The 16,996-nt window shown below is 59.3% G+C and carries 13 protein-coding genes; 11 read left to right on the top strand and 2 right to left on the bottom strand.

Annotation, left to right across the window (positions count from 1 at the left end):
• Positions 1-2: 2 nt before the first annotated feature.
• The 11 genes from ACUCV3_RS22165 (at position 3) to ACUCV3_RS22115 (ending at position 13,424) form a co-directional block, all read left to right on the top strand.
• Positions 3-3,230, top strand: coding sequence for an efflux RND transporter permease subunit (locus tag ACUCV3_RS22165; RefSeq protein ID WP_037510729.1), 3,228 nt, complete (start codon positions 3-5; stop codon positions 3,228-3,230).
• A 62-nt stretch (positions 3,231-3,292) separates the two neighbouring features.
• Positions 3,293-3,787, top strand: a complete 495-nt coding sequence (locus ACUCV3_RS22160; RefSeq protein ID WP_037510726.1) for an SRPBCC family protein — start codon at positions 3,293-3,295, stop codon at positions 3,785-3,787.
• Positions 3,780-4,403 carry a cation efflux transmembrane domain-containing protein gene (locus tag ACUCV3_RS22155; protein WP_037510724.1) on the top strand — a complete coding sequence of 208 codons (624 nt, stop codon included), beginning with the start codon at positions 3,780-3,782 and terminating at the stop codon, positions 4,401-4,403. Before ACUCV3_RS22160 ends, ACUCV3_RS22155 begins: the two co-directional genes overlap by 8 nt.
• 61 nt (positions 4,404-4,464) lie before the next feature.
• Positions 4,465-4,707 carry a TFIIB-type zinc ribbon-containing protein gene (locus tag ACUCV3_RS22150; protein ID WP_037510722.1) on the top strand — a complete coding sequence of 81 codons (243 nt, stop codon included), beginning with the start codon at positions 4,465-4,467 and terminating at the stop codon, positions 4,705-4,707.
• A 164-nt stretch (positions 4,708-4,871) separates the two neighbouring features.
• The gene (locus ACUCV3_RS22145) at positions 4,872-5,219 is read left to right on the top strand and encodes a hypothetical protein (protein WP_037510780.1); all 348 of its coding nucleotides are present in this window, start codon (positions 4,872-4,874) and stop codon (positions 5,217-5,219) included.
• Between the two features lie 49 nt (positions 5,220-5,268).
• Positions 5,269-7,755 carry a heavy metal translocating P-type ATPase gene (locus tag ACUCV3_RS22140; RefSeq protein ID WP_228223025.1) on the top strand — a complete coding sequence of 829 codons (2,487 nt, stop codon included), beginning with the start codon at positions 5,269-5,271 and terminating at the stop codon, positions 7,753-7,755.
• Positions 7,756-7,869: 114 nt separating this feature from the next.
• Positions 7,870-8,250, top strand: a complete 381-nt coding sequence (locus ACUCV3_RS22135) for a hypothetical protein (RefSeq protein WP_228223024.1) — start codon at positions 7,870-7,872, stop codon at positions 8,248-8,250.
• A gap of 52 nt (positions 8,251-8,302) precedes the next feature.
• Positions 8,303-9,178: a bestrophin family protein gene (locus ACUCV3_RS22130; RefSeq protein WP_037510716.1), complete on the top strand. Its 876-nt coding sequence runs from the start codon at positions 8,303-8,305 to the stop codon at positions 9,176-9,178.
• 145 nt (positions 9,179-9,323) lie between these two features.
• Positions 9,324-9,947, top strand: a complete 624-nt coding sequence (locus tag ACUCV3_RS22125) for a carbonic anhydrase (protein ID WP_004210803.1) — start codon at positions 9,324-9,326, stop codon at positions 9,945-9,947.
• A gap of 531 nt (positions 9,948-10,478) precedes the next feature.
• Complete coding sequence (locus tag ACUCV3_RS22120) at positions 10,479-11,612, top strand: esterase/lipase family protein (protein WP_482241150.1); 1,134 nt, start codon at positions 10,479-10,481, stop codon at positions 11,610-11,612.
• Positions 11,613-11,633: 21 nt separating this feature from the next.
• Positions 11,634-13,424: a CHAT domain-containing protein gene (locus ACUCV3_RS22115; RefSeq protein WP_228223022.1), complete on the top strand. Its 1,791-nt coding sequence runs from the start codon at positions 11,634-11,636 to the stop codon at positions 13,422-13,424.
• Between the two features lie 11 nt (positions 13,425-13,435).
• Here the strand turns inward: ACUCV3_RS22115 and ACUCV3_RS22110 are convergent, their stop codons facing one another.
• The gene (locus ACUCV3_RS22110; protein WP_482241149.1) at positions 13,436-15,937 is read right to left on the bottom strand and encodes a S8 family peptidase; all 2,502 of its coding nucleotides are present in this window, start codon (positions 15,935-15,937) and stop codon (positions 13,436-13,438) included.
• 59 nt (positions 15,938-15,996) lie between these two features.
• Positions 15,997-16,989 (bottom strand): AAA family ATPase, encoded by a 993-nt coding sequence (locus tag ACUCV3_RS22105; RefSeq protein ID WP_228223020.1) that lies wholly within the window; start codon positions 16,987-16,989, stop codon positions 15,997-15,999.
• Between the last annotated feature and the right edge of the window lie 7 nt (positions 16,990-16,996).

Raw genomic sequence — 16,996 nt, 5'->3', positions numbered from 1 at the left:
CGATGATCGCCCCAATCGTAACCTGGGCGGTTCACAAGCGCTGGCTCGTCCTGCTGCTGACCGCCATAGCCGCCGTGATCGGCGCTGCCGCTCTGTCTCGCCTGCCGATCGACGCAGTGCCGGACATCACAAACAATCAGGTGCAGATCAACGTCCGTGCGCCCGCGCTTTCGCCCGAACTTGTCGAAAAGCAGGTCGCGTTCCCGATCGAAACCGCACTCGCCGGTATTCCGGGCCTCGAATATAGCCGCTCGCTCAGCCGCAATGGCTTCGCGCAGGTGACGGCGGTCTTCTCCGATCAAACGGATATCTTCTTCGCCCGCCAGCAGGTCGGCGAGCGCCTGACAGGCGTGTCCGAGAACTTGCCCGATGGCGTAACGCCCGAAATGGGGCCGATCGCCACCGGTCTGGGCGAGGTCTATATGTGGACCGTCCGTCTGGAGCATCGCAAGGACGACAAGCATCAGCCGGGTGAACCCGGCATGCAGCCCGATGGCAGCTACATCACGCCGGAAGGCGAACGTCTGACCAACGACACAGACAAGGCGACCTACCTGCGTACCGCGCAGGACTGGATCGTTTCGCCGCTGCTGAAAAACACGCAGGGTTTGGCCGGCGTCGATTCGATCGGCGGCTATGCCAAGCAGTTCCTCGTCGTGCCCGACGTCCAGCGCCTGGCTTCGATGGGGATCACCCTGACGCAGTTGAGCACTGCCCTCGAGCGCAACAACACCAGCGTCGGCGGCGGCTTTGTCAACCGCAACGGTGAAGGTCTGGCAGTCCGTGCAGACGCTCTCGTCCGTAATGCCGACGAACTTTCCAAGATCGTGGTGGCCACCAGAGAGGGCGTGCCCATCACCCTTGGGCAAGTTGCGTCTGTTCGTACCGGGCAGGCCATTCGTATGGGGTCGGCATCCGAAAACGGCACCGAAGTCGTCGTCGGCACCGCCATCATGCGGATCGGCGAGAATAGCCGCACCGTCGCGACTGCGGTCGCCAACCGGCTGGAGGAGATCAACGCCTCGCTGCCGCCGGACGTGATCGTGCAGCCGGTGCTGAACCGCACGGCGCTGGTGAATTCGACCATCAAGACGGTCGCCAAGAATCTGAGCGAAGGCGCTGTCCTCGTCATCGTGGTGCTGTTCCTGCTGCTTGGCAACTTCCGCGCCGCGCTGATCGCCGCCGTCATCATCCCGGTGACTATGATGCTGACGGGCTTTGGCATGTTGCGTGCCGGGGTGTCGGCCAACCTCATGAGCCTTGGCGCTCTCGACTTCGGCCTCATTGTCGATGGCGCCGTCATCATCGTCGAAAATGCCCTGCGACGCATGGCTGAGCATCAGCATCACGAAGGGCGTCTGCTCACCGTGAAGGAACGGCTGGATACGGTCGCTTCTGCTGCTCGGGAAATGATTAAGCCGTCAGTCTACGGCCAAGCGATCATTATCCTCGTCTATGTGCCGCTGCTCACCTTGACCGGTGTCGAGGGCAAGACCTTCGTGCCGATGGCGCTGACCGTTATCATCGCGCTGGTCTGTGCCTTCATCCTTTCCCTGACCTTCGTGCCTGCTGCGATTGCCCTGTGGCTGTCCAAGCGGATCGAGGAGAAGGAAGGGCGGATCATGGGCTGGCTCAAGGCCCGCTACGAACCCGGTCTCGACCGGGCGATGAAGCGGCCTGTAGTCACCGTTGGCGCGGGTGTCGGTGGTTTCGTTCTCGCGATCTTGGCCTTCATGTCGCTGGGACAGGTTTTCCTGCCGCAGCTCGATGAGGGCGACCTGTTGATCCAAGCCCTGCGTATTCCGGCGACGTCGGTGCAGCAGAGCCAGGCGATGCAGGTGCCGATCGAGCAGATGATGTCGAAGCAGCCGGAGGTGAAGTTCGTCTTCTCCAAGACCGGTACGGCCGAACTGGCATCCGACCCGATGCCGCCCAACGCCACTGATATGTTCGTCATCCTCAAGGACCGGAAGGAATGGCCGGACCCCAGCCTGAAGAAGGAGGAACTCATCTCTCGGATCGAGGGGGAACTCGCCAAATTCCCGGGCAACGCCTACGAGATCACCCAGCCGATCCAGATGCGCTTCAACGAGCTCATCGCCGGCGTGCGTGGTGATATCGCGGTCAAGGTCTTCGGGGACGACTTCAACTCGATGAACGCGACGGCGGAGAGGATCGCCAGCGTCCTGCGCCGGACGCAGGGAGCTGCCGACGTCAAGGTCGAGCAGACCACGGGCCTTCCGATGCTCGACATTCGCGTCAATCGCGATGCCATGGCCCGCCTCGGCGTCACCGCTCAGGACGTGCAGGACATCGTGAACGCAACGCTGGGCGGCCAGCAGTCGGGGATGATCTTCGAAGGCGACCGTCGTTTCCCGGTGGTGATCCGTCTCTCTGAAGCGCAGCGCGCCGACATATCGCTGCTGAGCCAGGTTCAGGTGCCGACGCCGGGTGGGCAGTTTGTCCCGCTGGCCAGCGTGGCGGATATCCGCGTCGTTGACGGTCCCAACCAGATTAGTCGTGAGAACGGCAAGCGTCGCGTTGTCGTTCAGGCGAACGTGCGTGGCCGTGACGTCGGCGGTGTGGTGGCGGACGCGCAGGCTGCCATTGGTAAGGAAGTGCGTCTTCCGCCTGGCAGCTATCTCGAATGGGGTGGCCAGTTCGAGAATCTGGCATCGGCTCAGGAACGCCTGCAACTGGTGATCCCGGCCTGCTTCGTCCTGATCCTGCTGCTTCTCTATGGTGCGCTGGGGTCGGTCCGTGATGCCGCCATCGTGTTCACCGGCGTTCCGCTGGCTCTGGTAGGTGGCGTTCTGGCCCTCTTCCTGCGGGGCATGGACTTCTCCATCTCCGCGGCGGTCGGGTTTATCGCGCTGTCCGGCATCGCGGTCCTGAACGGCCTCGTCATGGTGTCCTCCATTCAGGATCTCATGCGAACTGGCATGGATCGCGCCGAAGCCGCTCGGGTGGGCGCGCTTCAGCGTCTGAGGCCGGTGGTCATGACCGCGCTGGTTGCAAGCCTTGGCTTCGTGCCGATGGCTTTGGGCAGCGGCGCTGGCGCCGAAGTCCAGAAGCCGCTGGCGACTGTCGTAATCGGTGGCCTGATTTCCGCGACGCTCCTGACCCTGTTCGTCCTGCCGACGCTCTACGCGCGATACGGCCGCACCAGCATGGTCGAGGAGGACGATCCAGAGGTCGAGGTCTCCCCGTCTGCTCAACCGCAGCACTGATGCGACGGGAGGGTAGCAACTGCCCTCCCGCCTCTTCCTGATCGAAGGAAAGGATCAGACCGATGAGAGAGGAAACCATATTCAGTCCTCAGATCTCGCGTTTGCGGGCGTGGACGCTGTTGGCCGACCTCAATCGCTATGAGGCATGGCATCCCCACTATCGCTTTGGCGCGGGGGTCGTCGAACTTGGGAACAAGATCGACATGACCTGGACGCTGATGGGCAAGCAGGCATCGCTGGAAGCCAGAATTGTAGCCAATGATAAGCCCGATATCATCCGCTGGAGAGCAGCCACATTGCCGCTTTTCAGCATCGAAGAGGGGTATGAAATTTATGAGGATGAAACCGGTCTGCATGTCCGGCACAGCTTCGAATGCAAGGGTATCCTTGGATTGTTGGCACGCCCGCTAGCCACAGGCCTTCGCCGTCAAATGAGAACGCAGGACGCGAGTTTCATGGCGGCGGTGAAGCGCACGGTCCGCGCAGTCTCTCCAGTCAATCGCCACAAGCGGCGCTCGCTCAGCGTGATCAAGGGCAGGGGGAAGAGCGATGGTTGAGACCAAACGTGCCGGCGATCAGAGGATGGAGCGCAAAACGCTCTGGATTGTGCTGATCCTGAATGTCCTCATATCTGTTGCCTTCTTTGTCGTGGGCTTCACTGGAGACTCCAGCGCGCTCATCGCCAATGGCGTCGACAATCTGTCGGATGCTCTCGTCTATGCTCTGAGCCTCGTAGCCCTGAGCCGAGGCGTCATGTGGAAGAGCCGGGCGGCAATGTTCTCCGGCTCTATGCTGTTGGTCTTCGCAGTCGGCATCCTCGTCGATGTCGGCCGTCGCTATGTTTATGGCAGCGAGCCGATCGGCACAGCGATGATGGCGATGTCGGCAGTGGCAGCCGTCGTAAACTTCATTTGCCTGAGGCTTCTGCAACGGCTTGAGCAGCCCGACGTCAACATGCGTGCTGCGACCACCTTCAGCTTCAACGACTTCATCTCGAATGGCGGGATCCTGATCGCAGGCGTGCTGGTCTGGTGGCTCGGCACAAACTGGCCGGATCTCCTTGTCGGCGTCGCGACTGCGCTGATCGCCATCAAGGGCGGGGTCGAAATCCTTCAGGACGCTCGTAGCGAAATTCGGGAGGCCAAAGGTCGCCCAGAAACCAAGGAAGCCTGACATGACGAACCGTACTTCTTCGAATGGACTTCCCTGTCCGGTCTGCAACGTCGACCTGCTCATGAGCGAGCGGCAGGGCATCGAGATCGACTATTGCCCCCAGTGTCGTGGCGTTTGGCTCGACCGTGGCGAACTCGACAAGATCATCGAACGCAGCATCAGCGAAACTCAGCCGGCCGAACGGCGTGAAGGCACTCTTGGTGTGTTCGGCTCAAAGCACGGAAGCGATCGTGGCGAGAGCCACGGATCTCGAGGCGGCCATCATGGTCGTCGCAAGGGCTTCCTGCGCGAACTGTTCGACTGATGACCAGCTTGGCCGCCGCACCTACCCCTGTGTGTGAGAACGGCCCGCGCCATGGGCGGCTTCTCTTGCCGCTCATGGCGACAGTTTATCCTCCGGATCCGGGAAACAATATGCGCCTGAAACAATATCGTTTGAGCCGTCTCTCCCTGACTGGAGGAGCCCTGATGCTCAGCCTGATGGGATGCCAGCAGAATAGCGGCGGTGATGAAAGTCGCCATGATCGTAATTCAACGCCAGCGTTAGTGGGCGAGCATCTCTATGTCTGCGAGGATGGCACCCAGCTCGATGGGGATTTCCTGGTCGACGGACTGACGCTAGATCTCGCCATCCTACCGGATCAGAAGCCTATCCGGCTCACCGCACCCGACACGGGCCTGACCTATGTCGGCAACAAGCTTAACGTCAGCCTAACCGGCGTAGACACGTTGAAGCTGGTACGCGCCGATCAAAAACCGCTGATCTGCAGGAGAACTCGGACGATCAGCAAGCAGGGACGCCTGCATCCACCCTGATGGTAACTGCTTTTACCGAAGATAGCGTGCCCCAACCAGGATGATGGTCATGATTGAAAAACTCCGCCTCGATGTCCCCCTGCTGCTCCCCGAAGTCATCGACACGGCTGATGGCTGCGTTTCGCGCCTGATATCCTTGATCGAAAGCCGTCCCGGCGTCGCTGAAGTGCATGTAACCAATGAGTCAGCGGACACACTGCCGCAGCTGTGTATCCACTATGATCCGGACGCGATCTCACTTCCGCGTATCCGGGAGCTGGCGAAGGCGGCGGGGACGCAGATCGCAGAGCGCATCGGCCATGTGGTGTGGGAGGTCGAGGGCATCGGCCACCAGAGGCGGGCCAGGTCCATTGGCGAAACGCTTCGCGCGCTGTCAGGCGTGCTCGAAGCCGAAGCCATTCTTCCTGGGACAGTGCGGGTCGAGTTCGATCGTATGCTCACTTCGGAAGATGGAATTCTTACGGCGCTTCGCGATGCAGGTGTAAGCCCGAGGGCTCTCACCGCTCCGGACAAGAAGCCGTCTGCACATGACCATGACAAGGATCACGATCACCCGGCAGGCGAGAAGCACGATCACGATCATGGGCATGGCGGACTGCTTGGACCCAACACCGAGCTGATTTTCGCTTTGGCCTGCGGCGGCGCACTGGGCGTGGGTTACCTCATCGAGACGTTCCTGACGGCACCCGCCTGGGTTCCGTTCGCTCTCTTCATCACAGCTTATGTCTTCGGCGGCTTCTACACCGTGCGTGAGGCTATCGAAAATCTGCGTCAGAAGCGCTTCGAGATCGACACGTTGATGCTTGTGGCAGCAGCAGGTGCGGCCGCTCTTGGGGCATGGGCCGAAGGTGCTTTGCTGCTGTTCCTCTTCAGTCTGGGGCATGCGCTAGAGCACTACGCCATGGGTCGCGCAAAGCGTGCAATCGAAGCGCTGGCCGAACTGGCGCCGCGGACGGCTACCGTTCGGCGGATGGACGGTGGCTCCAGCGTCGTACCGGTCGAGGAACTGGTCCTTGGCGACGTGGTCATCATCAAGCCGGACGAACGCATCGCGGCCGATGGCTTCGTCATCAAGGGCAATTCTGCGGTCAATCAGGCGCCTGTCACTGGCGAAAGCATCCCGGTCGATAAGGAGCCGGTCGAAAGCGCGGACGCTGCTCGGGCCAATCCTGATCGCGTCGTTGCAGCAAGCCGGGTCTTCGCCGGGACGATCAACGGCAGCGGCCTGATCGAGATCGAGGTCACGCGGCTGTCGAGCGAAAGCACGCTGGCCAAGGTTGTGAAGATGGTCAGCGAGGCGGAGACGCAGAAGTCGCCCACGCAGCGGTTCACGGATCGCTTTGAGCGCTTCTTCGTGCCCGCAGTCCTTGCACTCGCCTTCCTGCTGCTATTCGCATGGGTGGTCGTCGACGAGCCTTTCCGCGACAGTTTCTATAGGGCGATGGCCGTCCTTGTGGCCGCCAGCCCTTGCGCGTTGGCCATTGCGACGCCGAGCGCCGTGCTGTCGGGTGTTGCCCGTGCGGCGCGTGGCGGCGTCCTGGTGAAGGGCGGTGCCCCACTCGAACTGCTGGGTTCGCTCGACGCTATCGCATTCGACAAGACCGGCACGCTGACGATGGGCGAGCCGCGCATCCAGCAGATCATCCCGGCGCCTGGCGTCACCAGGGAAGAACTGATGGCGCTGGCGGTGGCTGTAGAAAGCCTCAGCGACCATCCCTTGGCCCAGGCAATTGCGCGAGATGGGCGCGAGCATATTGGCGATCATCCAGTTCCGGAGGCTGAAAATCTGAAAAGCCTCACGGGTCGCGGCATCTCGGCTCTTGTCGGTGAGGACGAAGTTCTCATTGGCAAGGCCGAGATGTTCCGCAGCGACGGCATCGCCCCGCTGTCCACCGAGATGGATGCTGCGATCAAGACGCTGCGGGAGGCAGGACAGACCAGCATGGTCGTGCGCAGCGGCTCGCGGGATATGGGGGCTATCGGTCTTCTGGATACGCCGCGCGAAGCAGCCCGCGCGGCGCTGGAACGCCTGCGCGAGATCGGCATCAAGCGGATGATCATGATCTCGGGCGATCACCAGCGTGTGGCTGATGCCATAGGCAAGCAGGTCGGGATCGATGAAGCCTGGGGCGATCTCATGCCTGAAGACAAGGTCGAGGCCATCAAGAAGCTGCGTGCCGAAACCAAGGTCGCCATGGTCGGTGACGGCGTGAACGACGCGCCAGCGATGGCGACCGCAACCGTGGGTATCGCCATGGGCGCGGCCGGCTCAGATGTTGCTTTGGAGACAGCCGATGTGGCGCTCATGGCCGACAATCTGTCGCACCTGCCGTTTGCGGTGGGCCTCAGCCGGAGCACGCGCTGGGTTATCAGGCAGAATGTGTTCGTCAGCCTGGGTGTCGTCGCCTTCCTCGTACCGGCGACCATCCTGGGTCTTGGCATCGGACCGGCTGTCGCCCTTCACGAGGGATCCACCTTGCTGGTGGTCATCAACGCGCTGCGGCTTCTGGCATATCGGGATCCGGTCCGTGCTTGAACAGGATGCGGGTCGCCATCGAGACGCGACGTGAGGATCGGAAAATTCGACGCCATCTTTGTCGGGACAGGCATATTGATATGCGTCGCTCTCGCTGTGGTGGGAGTGTGGGCGATGTCCGGCGGACTGCACGCACCACTTAATGATCCACCCGCCACGAAGCGTATGCACTTCACGATCCAGCCGGGGGAAACGCAGCGGGTAGCAGCCTATGTGGCCGGGGAGGGAACCGTACGGTTCGTAAGCGAAAGTCGCGGCGCAAAGGTCCGCTACCGCCTTCGCCTGGAAGATGGGCACCAAGGTTCAATTCTTGCCGACACAATTGCATCGGGCGCTCAGCGCGGGGAATTACGCCCCCAGCATGGCAGCTTGTACGAATGGTCTTGGAACAACCTATCGCCCGAGCCGGTGCATATCGGCTTTTTTGCCGAGGGCAATTTCGACATCCTGAACCGAACAGGCGCTCGTCAGCCTGAATCCTTGGTGGCCCCCTGATTTTAAGAATTGGGCGCTACACTTCTCACATCATAGACAATGGAGCACCGCGATGATCGTCGGAGCGCGTCCCCGCCTGCAGCAGATCATACTCGAAATCTGGAAGCCGCTGACCATCCTGTTCGCTTGGGATGTGGCGGTCACCATTTTCCATCGGTTCATGCCGATCAAGGAGCCCGCGCTGCCGGTCGCGCTGTTCGGCACGGCCATCGCCTTGTTTCTCGGGTTCCGGACGAACGCCGCTTACGCCCGCTGGTGGGAGGCGCGCACCTTATGGGGCGCTTTGATCAACGCATCGCGCAGCATCGCCCGGTTGTGTCGCAATGTATTGCCGGCTGGCCCGGAAGCGGAAGCTATTGTGCTGCGGCAGATCTCTTTCGCGCACGCGATGCGGTGCCGGCTGCGGGGGCAGGATCCGACAGAGGATATTGAGCGGCTGGCGGGCAAGGAGGCCGCCGAAGTGGCTGCCGAGCGTACGAACCGCCCCAATGCGTTGCTCGAGGACATGTCTCGCATCGTGTCTGGAGCGCGGGCTGATGGGAAGATCGACACCATCCAGCAGTCCCTGTTCGAACGAGTGATGATCGACATCGCCAATGCCCAGGGTGGCATGGAGCGGATCAAGAACACGCCGCTGCCCAGCGGCTTCGAGTTCATGCCGAACTTCTTCACGCGGCTGTTCTGCGTGCTGTTACCGATCTCGTTGGTAGAGACGCTGGATCTCTACACACCGATAGGATCGACCTTGATCGGGATGATCTTCCTGGCTGCGTTGCGGATCGGGCAGGATCTGACGGACCCGTTTGCCAACACCGTCCATGACGTGCCGCTATCAACGATGTGTAGGACGATCGAAATCGACCTTTTGGAGTCTCTGGGGAGGAAGAGCCCGGGGCCGCTTCCTCCTGTGGCGGGAACGCAGTGGTAGGGTAGGGGATCAAAGGACAGACGCAGCCGTTACACCCTCCAACAGGCCGTAAAGGGACGGAAATCAATCGTTACGATCGAGTTGGGCGCCGGCGACAGACGGTTCTTATCTGCCTCGCGCGCCCATTCATGTGAAGGAGTAAGAAGTGGCAACTGCAAGCGTAATTAGCACGCAACCGACACCGGACGAGGCCCTGCAGCGCTTGGTCGACGGCAATGAGGCATTCGTGGCTGATGCGCCGGTGCCGGCCGACTTGTCACGCGAGCGGCGACTGGCGCTCGCAGAAGGTCAGCAGCCGTTCGCGACGCTGGTGGGCTGTTCGGACTCTCGCGTTGGTCCAGAACAGCTGTTCGGTGCCGGCCTCGGCGAACTGTTCATTGTCCGGACTGCCGGTAACAACGTGGACACCGCCGGCATGGGCTCCATCGAATATTCGGTGGCCGTGCTGAAGGTGCCGCTCATCGTCGTGTTGGGGCATGAGAAGTGCGGCGCTGTTGCGGCTGCAGCCGACGTCGTGACGAAGGACACACGCTTTCCGGGTAGCATCGCCCGTATGATCGAGCCGATCGTACCGGCCGTTCTGGCTGCTCAGCGCAATGTCGGTGAAGACAAGTTGGTCGATACCGCTGTCGAGGAAAATGTCCGGCGGATGGTCGAACGCCTGCAGAAATTCTCGGAGCCTATGCTGATCGAGCCGCAGGAGCGTGGAGAGTTGAAGGTCGTGGGCGCCGTGTACGAACTGTCGACCGGCCGGGTTCGCTGGCTCTGATGAATTCGTGATGCTGCCCTACATCTTCGCATCTCGAAGATGTGGGGCAGAGTCGGGCAAGCAAAGGTTCAGAGGAAGGCGGGCGTCTGATTAGCGCGAGGCGATAGCCCGATCGAAGCGAAGAGCCCTTCGAGCATCAAGCTACTCAGATGAGCGGCACATGCGAGGTGCAGCCAAGCGCAAGGATGCTGGGGCCAACACAACAAACTGCTGACCATTTCGGTGCTGGACAACGAGCAGGGTATGCACAAGAAAGTCTTGAGATGGAAAATCCGCATATGAAACTTTATTTTGGGACGTATGAGCAGCACATTTCCTGACGTTGTCATATTTCTGCCTGGGATAGCCGGATCCACATTGGTCCGGGGAGGCAAAGTCCTTTGGAATTTAACGTCGGGTTTCATTCTAAAGACGCTGCGAGAGCATCAGCTTGAAGATCTAATCATCTCAAGCGAATCACACGACATTGATCTTGGAGATGGGATTCGACCGGGAGAGGTGATTGGTGGCATTTCCATGATCCCAGGGCTCATGAAGTCCGATCTGTACGGTGGTTTCGGGCAGATGCTGCGGCAGTCAGTAGGGCTGAGGCAGGGAGAGAATTTCTTCCCGTTCGCTTACGACTGGCGTCGCGACAACCGTGTCAGCGCCAAGCGGCTGGCTACCTTCGTCGATGAGAAGCTGGCCAATTGGCGCAAAGCCTCGGGGAATGACGCTGCGAAGGTCATTCTTATCGGCCACTCGATGGGTGGGCTGGTATCGCGGTACTACATCGAATGTCTTGGCGGCTGGCAAAACGTCCGCCGGCTGTTCACCCTAGGAACGCCTCATAGAGGATCTCTGAACGCGCTGGGTTTCCTAGCTAATGGTTTATCGAAAGGGATTGGACCGCTCCATGCCGATGCCACCCTTCCGCTTCGATCTTTTGCGTCGGTTCACCAGTTGCTGCCGACATATCCGTGTATCATGCAGGGAGGGCAGCATCATCGCGTTAGCGAGACTGAAGTACCGAACCTAAATCGGGCTATGGTGGAGAAGGCTGCGTCCTTCCATAGCGAGATCCAGGACGCGATCGCACAGAACCGGCAGCTTGACGGCTATAGGGCGGATTATCTTTCCCCTGTGATCGGAGTTCGTCAGCCGACATTCCAGTCGGCAAGTCTCACCAGCAACGGCGTCGAACTGCTGACCGATATGGAAGGCATCGAACTGCGCGATATCGGTGGTGATGGAACGGTGCCAGCACCATCGGCGCTTCCCGTCGATCTGGATGCTGGCGTGGCGACCCATGTTTGGGGTGCCCATTCCAGCCTCTGCAAGGAAGAGAGCGTTCGTGAGCATATGCTGGCGGCGGTAAAATTCATGGGGCTGGATATGGACAAGTTCCGATCAGCACCCCCACGGCGTGGCGTGAGTCTCTGGTTGGACGACGCATACGAAGCTGGGATCGCATTTCCATTGATCGCCACTGTGCAAGGTGGCGTGAACGAGCAGCAATTGGTCGCTCACGCCGAGACCGAAGATGGATCGCCGGGGCCATCGACCGTACTTCACAAAGATGGCGAGAGCTATGTCGGTGAATTGACAATACCAGAAGGCGCATGGCGACTGCGAGTTTCCGGGAATATTGTCCCCGGGATTGAAGATGTCGTCTTGGCCGCCTAGGCGCGCGCGGTGGGGGCATATATGACCGATGACCATATCGACTACGGCGTTTTCAGTTGGGAGACGGTCGAGGAATTGACCGCAAAAGTGCTTGCGCGTCTTGCACGCGAGATCCCCGGCCAGGTCGACTCTTTGAAGATCACCTTGAGCGGCAAGTTCGCTCGCATCGAAGGCCAGGTTCATTCTGAGCATGCGCGAACGGTAGCGATCCGCATGGTGGCGGCCTTTCTTACAAAGCATGAGATCAAGGCTGAGATTGAAGTTGCAGGAACCCTGGAGCCTGCAACCAACGATTGGTATCTCGTCGACCCCTGGGATAATTCGGGTGATGATGGGAAAAAAGGCTCCTCCGGGAACGTGCCGCCTAATGCGAGCCCGGTAATTCGATACCCGGAAGTTTCTACCTCGGATAAGCTGATAGCAGGGCACGAGGTGACGATTACGATCGACCTGAAGGTTCACTGCCCTGATGTTGCAACTTCCCCGCTCAACCTGGGTATATTTGAGCAAGGTTGGAACAAGATCGAGGTGATGGCACAGGTTTCATCCTCTGCCTTCGAGGCCGTGGGCGGTGAAGGCAGGATCACCATTTTTGAAGATGGCACCTCCAAGGCTGCATTAATCACTATTCGGCTTCGGTCTGACCTTCCGATCGAGACCGAGGTGGTCGTGGAAGTTGGCTTCTCTCATCAAGGTCGATTCTGCGGTTCGCACTCTTTCAGCGTCGGAAAACTCACCGGGCCAGCGCAGTCTGGTCGAATGCTTTCGCCAATCACGGTGCTTCCGGCAGAAATAGCTGAAGCACCAACTTTGACCGTTAGGATTATCGGCCAAGATCGCAATCTCACATGGCTGTGGCATTTCGCACCAGGTGTCTCCGGGCCGGCCGGGACCACCTTCGCCAGCCATGAATTGGGGACATCGCCAGCACAATATGCAGCTGAACTGATCCGCGACTGTCCGCAAACCTTGCCCACTGATCTCAAGAGCCGAATGGGAAGCATTGGCGATGAGATATGGGAGGCTACGCCTCGTGAATTCCGTGATGCGTATGAGCATCTGCGGAGTAAATTGGGCGAAGGATTTCCGATCCAATTCGTTCTGGATCAATTCCATATCCCATGGGAGCTGATGCGCCCTGCAACGGGTAATCATCTCTTCCTGAGCCATCCGGTCGGACGTTGGTCACTCAGGCGAGGAGACGTGCCGCACCGCATTCCGAGTGGAGAGAAGTACAGCTTCGTGCCGGAATATGACGCAAACGGCACGCTGCCAGCCGCGCGCGAGGAGCAAAAGTGGTTGGTTGCGAATCTAGGAGCAAGGAAGGCTACGGCCGAGAAGGCTGAGTTTGTGAAGCTCCTGAGCGGCGACAATATGCCGAAGACATCGCTTATCCATTTTGCAGGTCACGGTGCGGCTGCCAGCGAAAGCAACAATGCGAGCCTTGAGATGGAGGACGTCCCGGTGCAAATTCGAGACGTCAACCACCGCGATACCAAGCTGGGTGATCGCGACCGGACAATGGTAATCCTGAATGCCTGTGAGGCGGCGACGGTCAAAGAGGCGCTGTCTTGGGCGGATGGTTGGGCGCCGATGTTCGCAGATCGAGGTTTTGGAGCTGTTGTGGCTCCCCTGTGGCGGGTCCAGGATAAGGCGGCCTGCGATCTGGTTATCGCCGGCCTCGAGGGCTTCTACAGTCGCGGCGAAACAATTGGCGAGGCATTTTCTTCAGCGCGCCTTGCGGGGGCGTCTGTGTCATCGGCTGCCTTTGCGTTTCTCGTCTATGGCGATGTCATGGCACGCGTCGAATAAAAATCGTCCGTTCAGGTTCGATTGAGGCTCGTAGCGACGAGCTTATTAGCTGGAACCTTCGCTAAGGTTTCAGTGAATAGGCGAGCCTTTACTTCTGGGCTGCTGACGGTAACGATCAGGCTGAAATTGACGATGCGCTCGTCCGCTTCCGCCTCGCCAGACCACCAGCCGTTGTTAGGCGCGACGCAAATCGCATCCCGATCGACAAGTTCGTAAGCGGGCCCAGTCCATATGTCCTGATGCAGCGTTCCACGGTTTTTGAAGCGGCCTAGGAGCCATCTGTCATCGTCGGTAGCTATCGAGGTGTCTTCATCAAAGCTGTTCCGGCTTGATCCGGCTGCTGAATTAAAACGGAGCTGCAGGTCATCGTCGTGCTCGCGGTAACGCTTGAAGCCGAACTTCAGGCGGTGGCCTGCGTACAAACGGTGCTCGCCGCGGGAAGTGTTACCAGGATTTGGCTCCGCAAAGTAACTGAGAGTGCACCGGACTTGTATCTGCGTACCGCCCAGCTTCCTGAGGGCATCGTCGGGCCATGGAAGTTTGAAGAACTTCATTTCGTGGAGCTTCGAGCTGGTCTTTGTCCGCTCGTAAGGTTGCATGGTGTCTTCAACCAGTAGCGTGAGGGCGTTGTCGGCGCTGTTAAACAGGCGGTCTTCGTCTGGGATGCCCCAGCCATAGCAGGAAAGGATATGATAGGCGGCACGCGATTCCGACATCCCACGGCGAACGAGCAATTTCATCCGCGCTTCCATGGCTTCGGTCCAGCGCGCCGAATTCACGATGAGGCCACGTACTGTTTCTGGGCGGATTCCCGGATAGCGATGCATCACCTTCGCTGCGAGCCGGGCAGCGGCTGCCGTGGCCGCACTGGTTTCGCCTGTTATGGTGATTGGCATCTTCTGGAAGTCGCGGCCAGTAGTCATGACCATATCGTTCGGGTGCGGCTGTGATGTCTTACCGCAGCTGCGGATTATATGATTCCCGCCTTCCATGACGATGTCAGGCTTGTGCGCGCGCTCGTCGTCCCAACTCAAGGCCGTGCGTGACGTAGGCGACAAATCACCGACCGGCGCTACGAGATTGGCGATAGAGCACAATTGGGTAGCAGCCCCGACAGACAGCGCATTGAACGATTGAGCTGGCGATTGAATTCCATGAAATTCGTTCAGGCGATCATATTGGCTGATCTGGTAGGGGTTGGTTGCAGCGGTATCGACGTTTCCGACCGCTGTACAAAAGAGACGAGTGTCTTCCCCATCACCGAATGCTAATTTGTCGAGTGTTGCCGACGTGCTGGTAGGAATCCCGGATTCTGCTTCACCTACGGAAGTGGCAGCCAGACAATAGACACGATTACCGGGATTTCGTTCCACCAGATTTACCGCCCGCGCCAATGCATCCCTCGCTGGTAGCCGTGCGTTGCTTCCAGGTTCGGAGACGGTCACGCTTTCGAGGTTTGCAGTGAGAGTTATCGGCCCTGTGGAGTTGAGTGCTGATGAAAGGTCTCCAAACAAGGCCACACCGGCCATGCAGGTTCCGTGACCATTGGAATCGAATGGGTCCCAGCGCGGATTGACTGTATAGCATCGGTTGGCAGGTAGTGACTGCTTGAGGAGAGGATGCGTCCGGGCAACGCCCGTGTCTAGCAGAGTGACGATTGGATCTGTCACCTGCGCAGATTGCACTCGTGCTGCCAGTTCGTGGACTCGTTCTTGGCGCAGACTCGGGGGTATGTCGTGATCCCGTGCCACGAAATTCGAAGCGCCCCGTAATTCTACGATTGCGCCAGTGCCAATGATGAGCTCTTGGATTTGGGCACGTGTGGCAAGCATGTTGTGAACGGCGATATCTTGGAATTCTGTCACATTCCCACGACTGCTGATTTCAAGCTCACGCATGGCGTCGTCGAGTTCTTCGCTTAACGAAGCTCGGGTCCAGACTTCCCATTCCGCGCGCTTCGCGGTCCTGGGCATTCTGCCGCGATCGTCGTTCCAATATCCTTCGATACCCATCTCGTCGAATGACTCAGCGCCTTCGAACAGCCAGAAGTTTAAAGGTCGACGAGGCTTGCCCGGCTTCCAGTCGATGTATTCGTCCAGACGGTTCAGCAACTGCTCGAACCCTTTTTGGGTGTAGAAAACACGGGCCTGCTGGCGCGTAGTTTCATTCTCGTTGCTATCGTGATTACGCCTTGTTTTGATTAGTTTGACGCCGAGGACAGAGTAATCACGGGTTTCGAGTTTAAGGGTGCCGACATCAAGGGGCTGCCCTGGTCTGGACGTTATCGATATCGCACTGCCGCGCTTTTTCTCCGGAATGCCATAAAGTGCTTGGCGCTCCATTGAACTGGCGAACATGGCGCGGAGCTGGTCGAGATCCCGTGCCAACCGTTGACCGTGCTCACGCCGGCGCTCGACAAACGTCGGGCGTGATTTACGTCCGACGTCGGGAGATGCGAACTCTGCAGATGCAACGCCCAGGTTGCGAAGACGAATATGATCGTAACGTGCCATTTGGCCCCCTTTCCGATGTGATTACTCACATTGGATCGAAGGTCAACGCGCTCAATGCTTCAAGTGCTTGAGTTCGAATGAAGTTGTGCTCGATCGCTTATCGACCTCGAGAGATTTGCCGTTTCGATGACACCGTCATTGTCGAGTACAGCATGGCGGGCTGCATCTTTCGCGGCAGCTGCAAGGTCCGCTTGGCTGAGGCCCAGCGCAACGGACGTTAACTCATGCCAGTTGATGTTGCCTAAGTCGAACTGCAGGAGATTAGAACATAGGACGCGTTCGATCTCATCGGACGTCGGATGCTGGTAGACTAGGGCGGCATCAAAACGGCGGAATATTGCTGAATCGAGCAGGCCGGGATGGTTGGTCGCTGCAATCAGAATGCTTCCGGAGGAGTCCTCGTCGAGAAACTGCAGCAAGGAGTTCAGCATCCGCCGAGCTTCGCCGATGTCGTTGTCAGCGCCTCGGCTGGTCGCCAAAGCGTCGACCTCATCGAAAAGGTATACGCCCCGCACCGATTGGACGGCGTCGAAGATAAGGCGCAGCTTGGCTGCGGTTTCACCCATGTACTTGGTGATCACGCCGTCTAGCATAATGGTGAACAACGGAAGCCCGAGTTCGCCAGCCAGTACAGCAGCAGTCGTGGTCTTGCCCGTCCCCGGGGGGCCGGAAAGTAGGATTTTTCGGCGCGGAGTGAGGCCGTGCTCTGCCAAGGTCTCACGGGCGTTGTGTTCCCGAACGATACTGCGGATGCGTGCATCAAGCGACTCGGGCAAGATTAGATCCGAAAGGCGCGCCTCGGGATAGGCGGCCCGCATCAGTCCGGCGAGTTCACCGCGCGGTGCCGAAATGGGTGTGGGTCGGGTCGCTGGTCGACGCGTCTCGGTTTCGGCGCGCAAGTTCTTGATCAGACCGAGAAGTTCGCCGGCCATTCGTGTTCGGCCAGCTTTCTCAGCGTCAAGTGCGATGTGTTCCGCGATGGCCAAGAAACGAGAATCGTCCCCTGCGGCGTGACTGCGGATCATTCCGATGAGTTGCTTGCTGCTCGCCATCTTCAGA

This window comes from Sphingobium sp. VMM (assembly GCF_056790315.1).
This window is presented reverse-complemented; position numbering and strand designations above follow the sequence as displayed.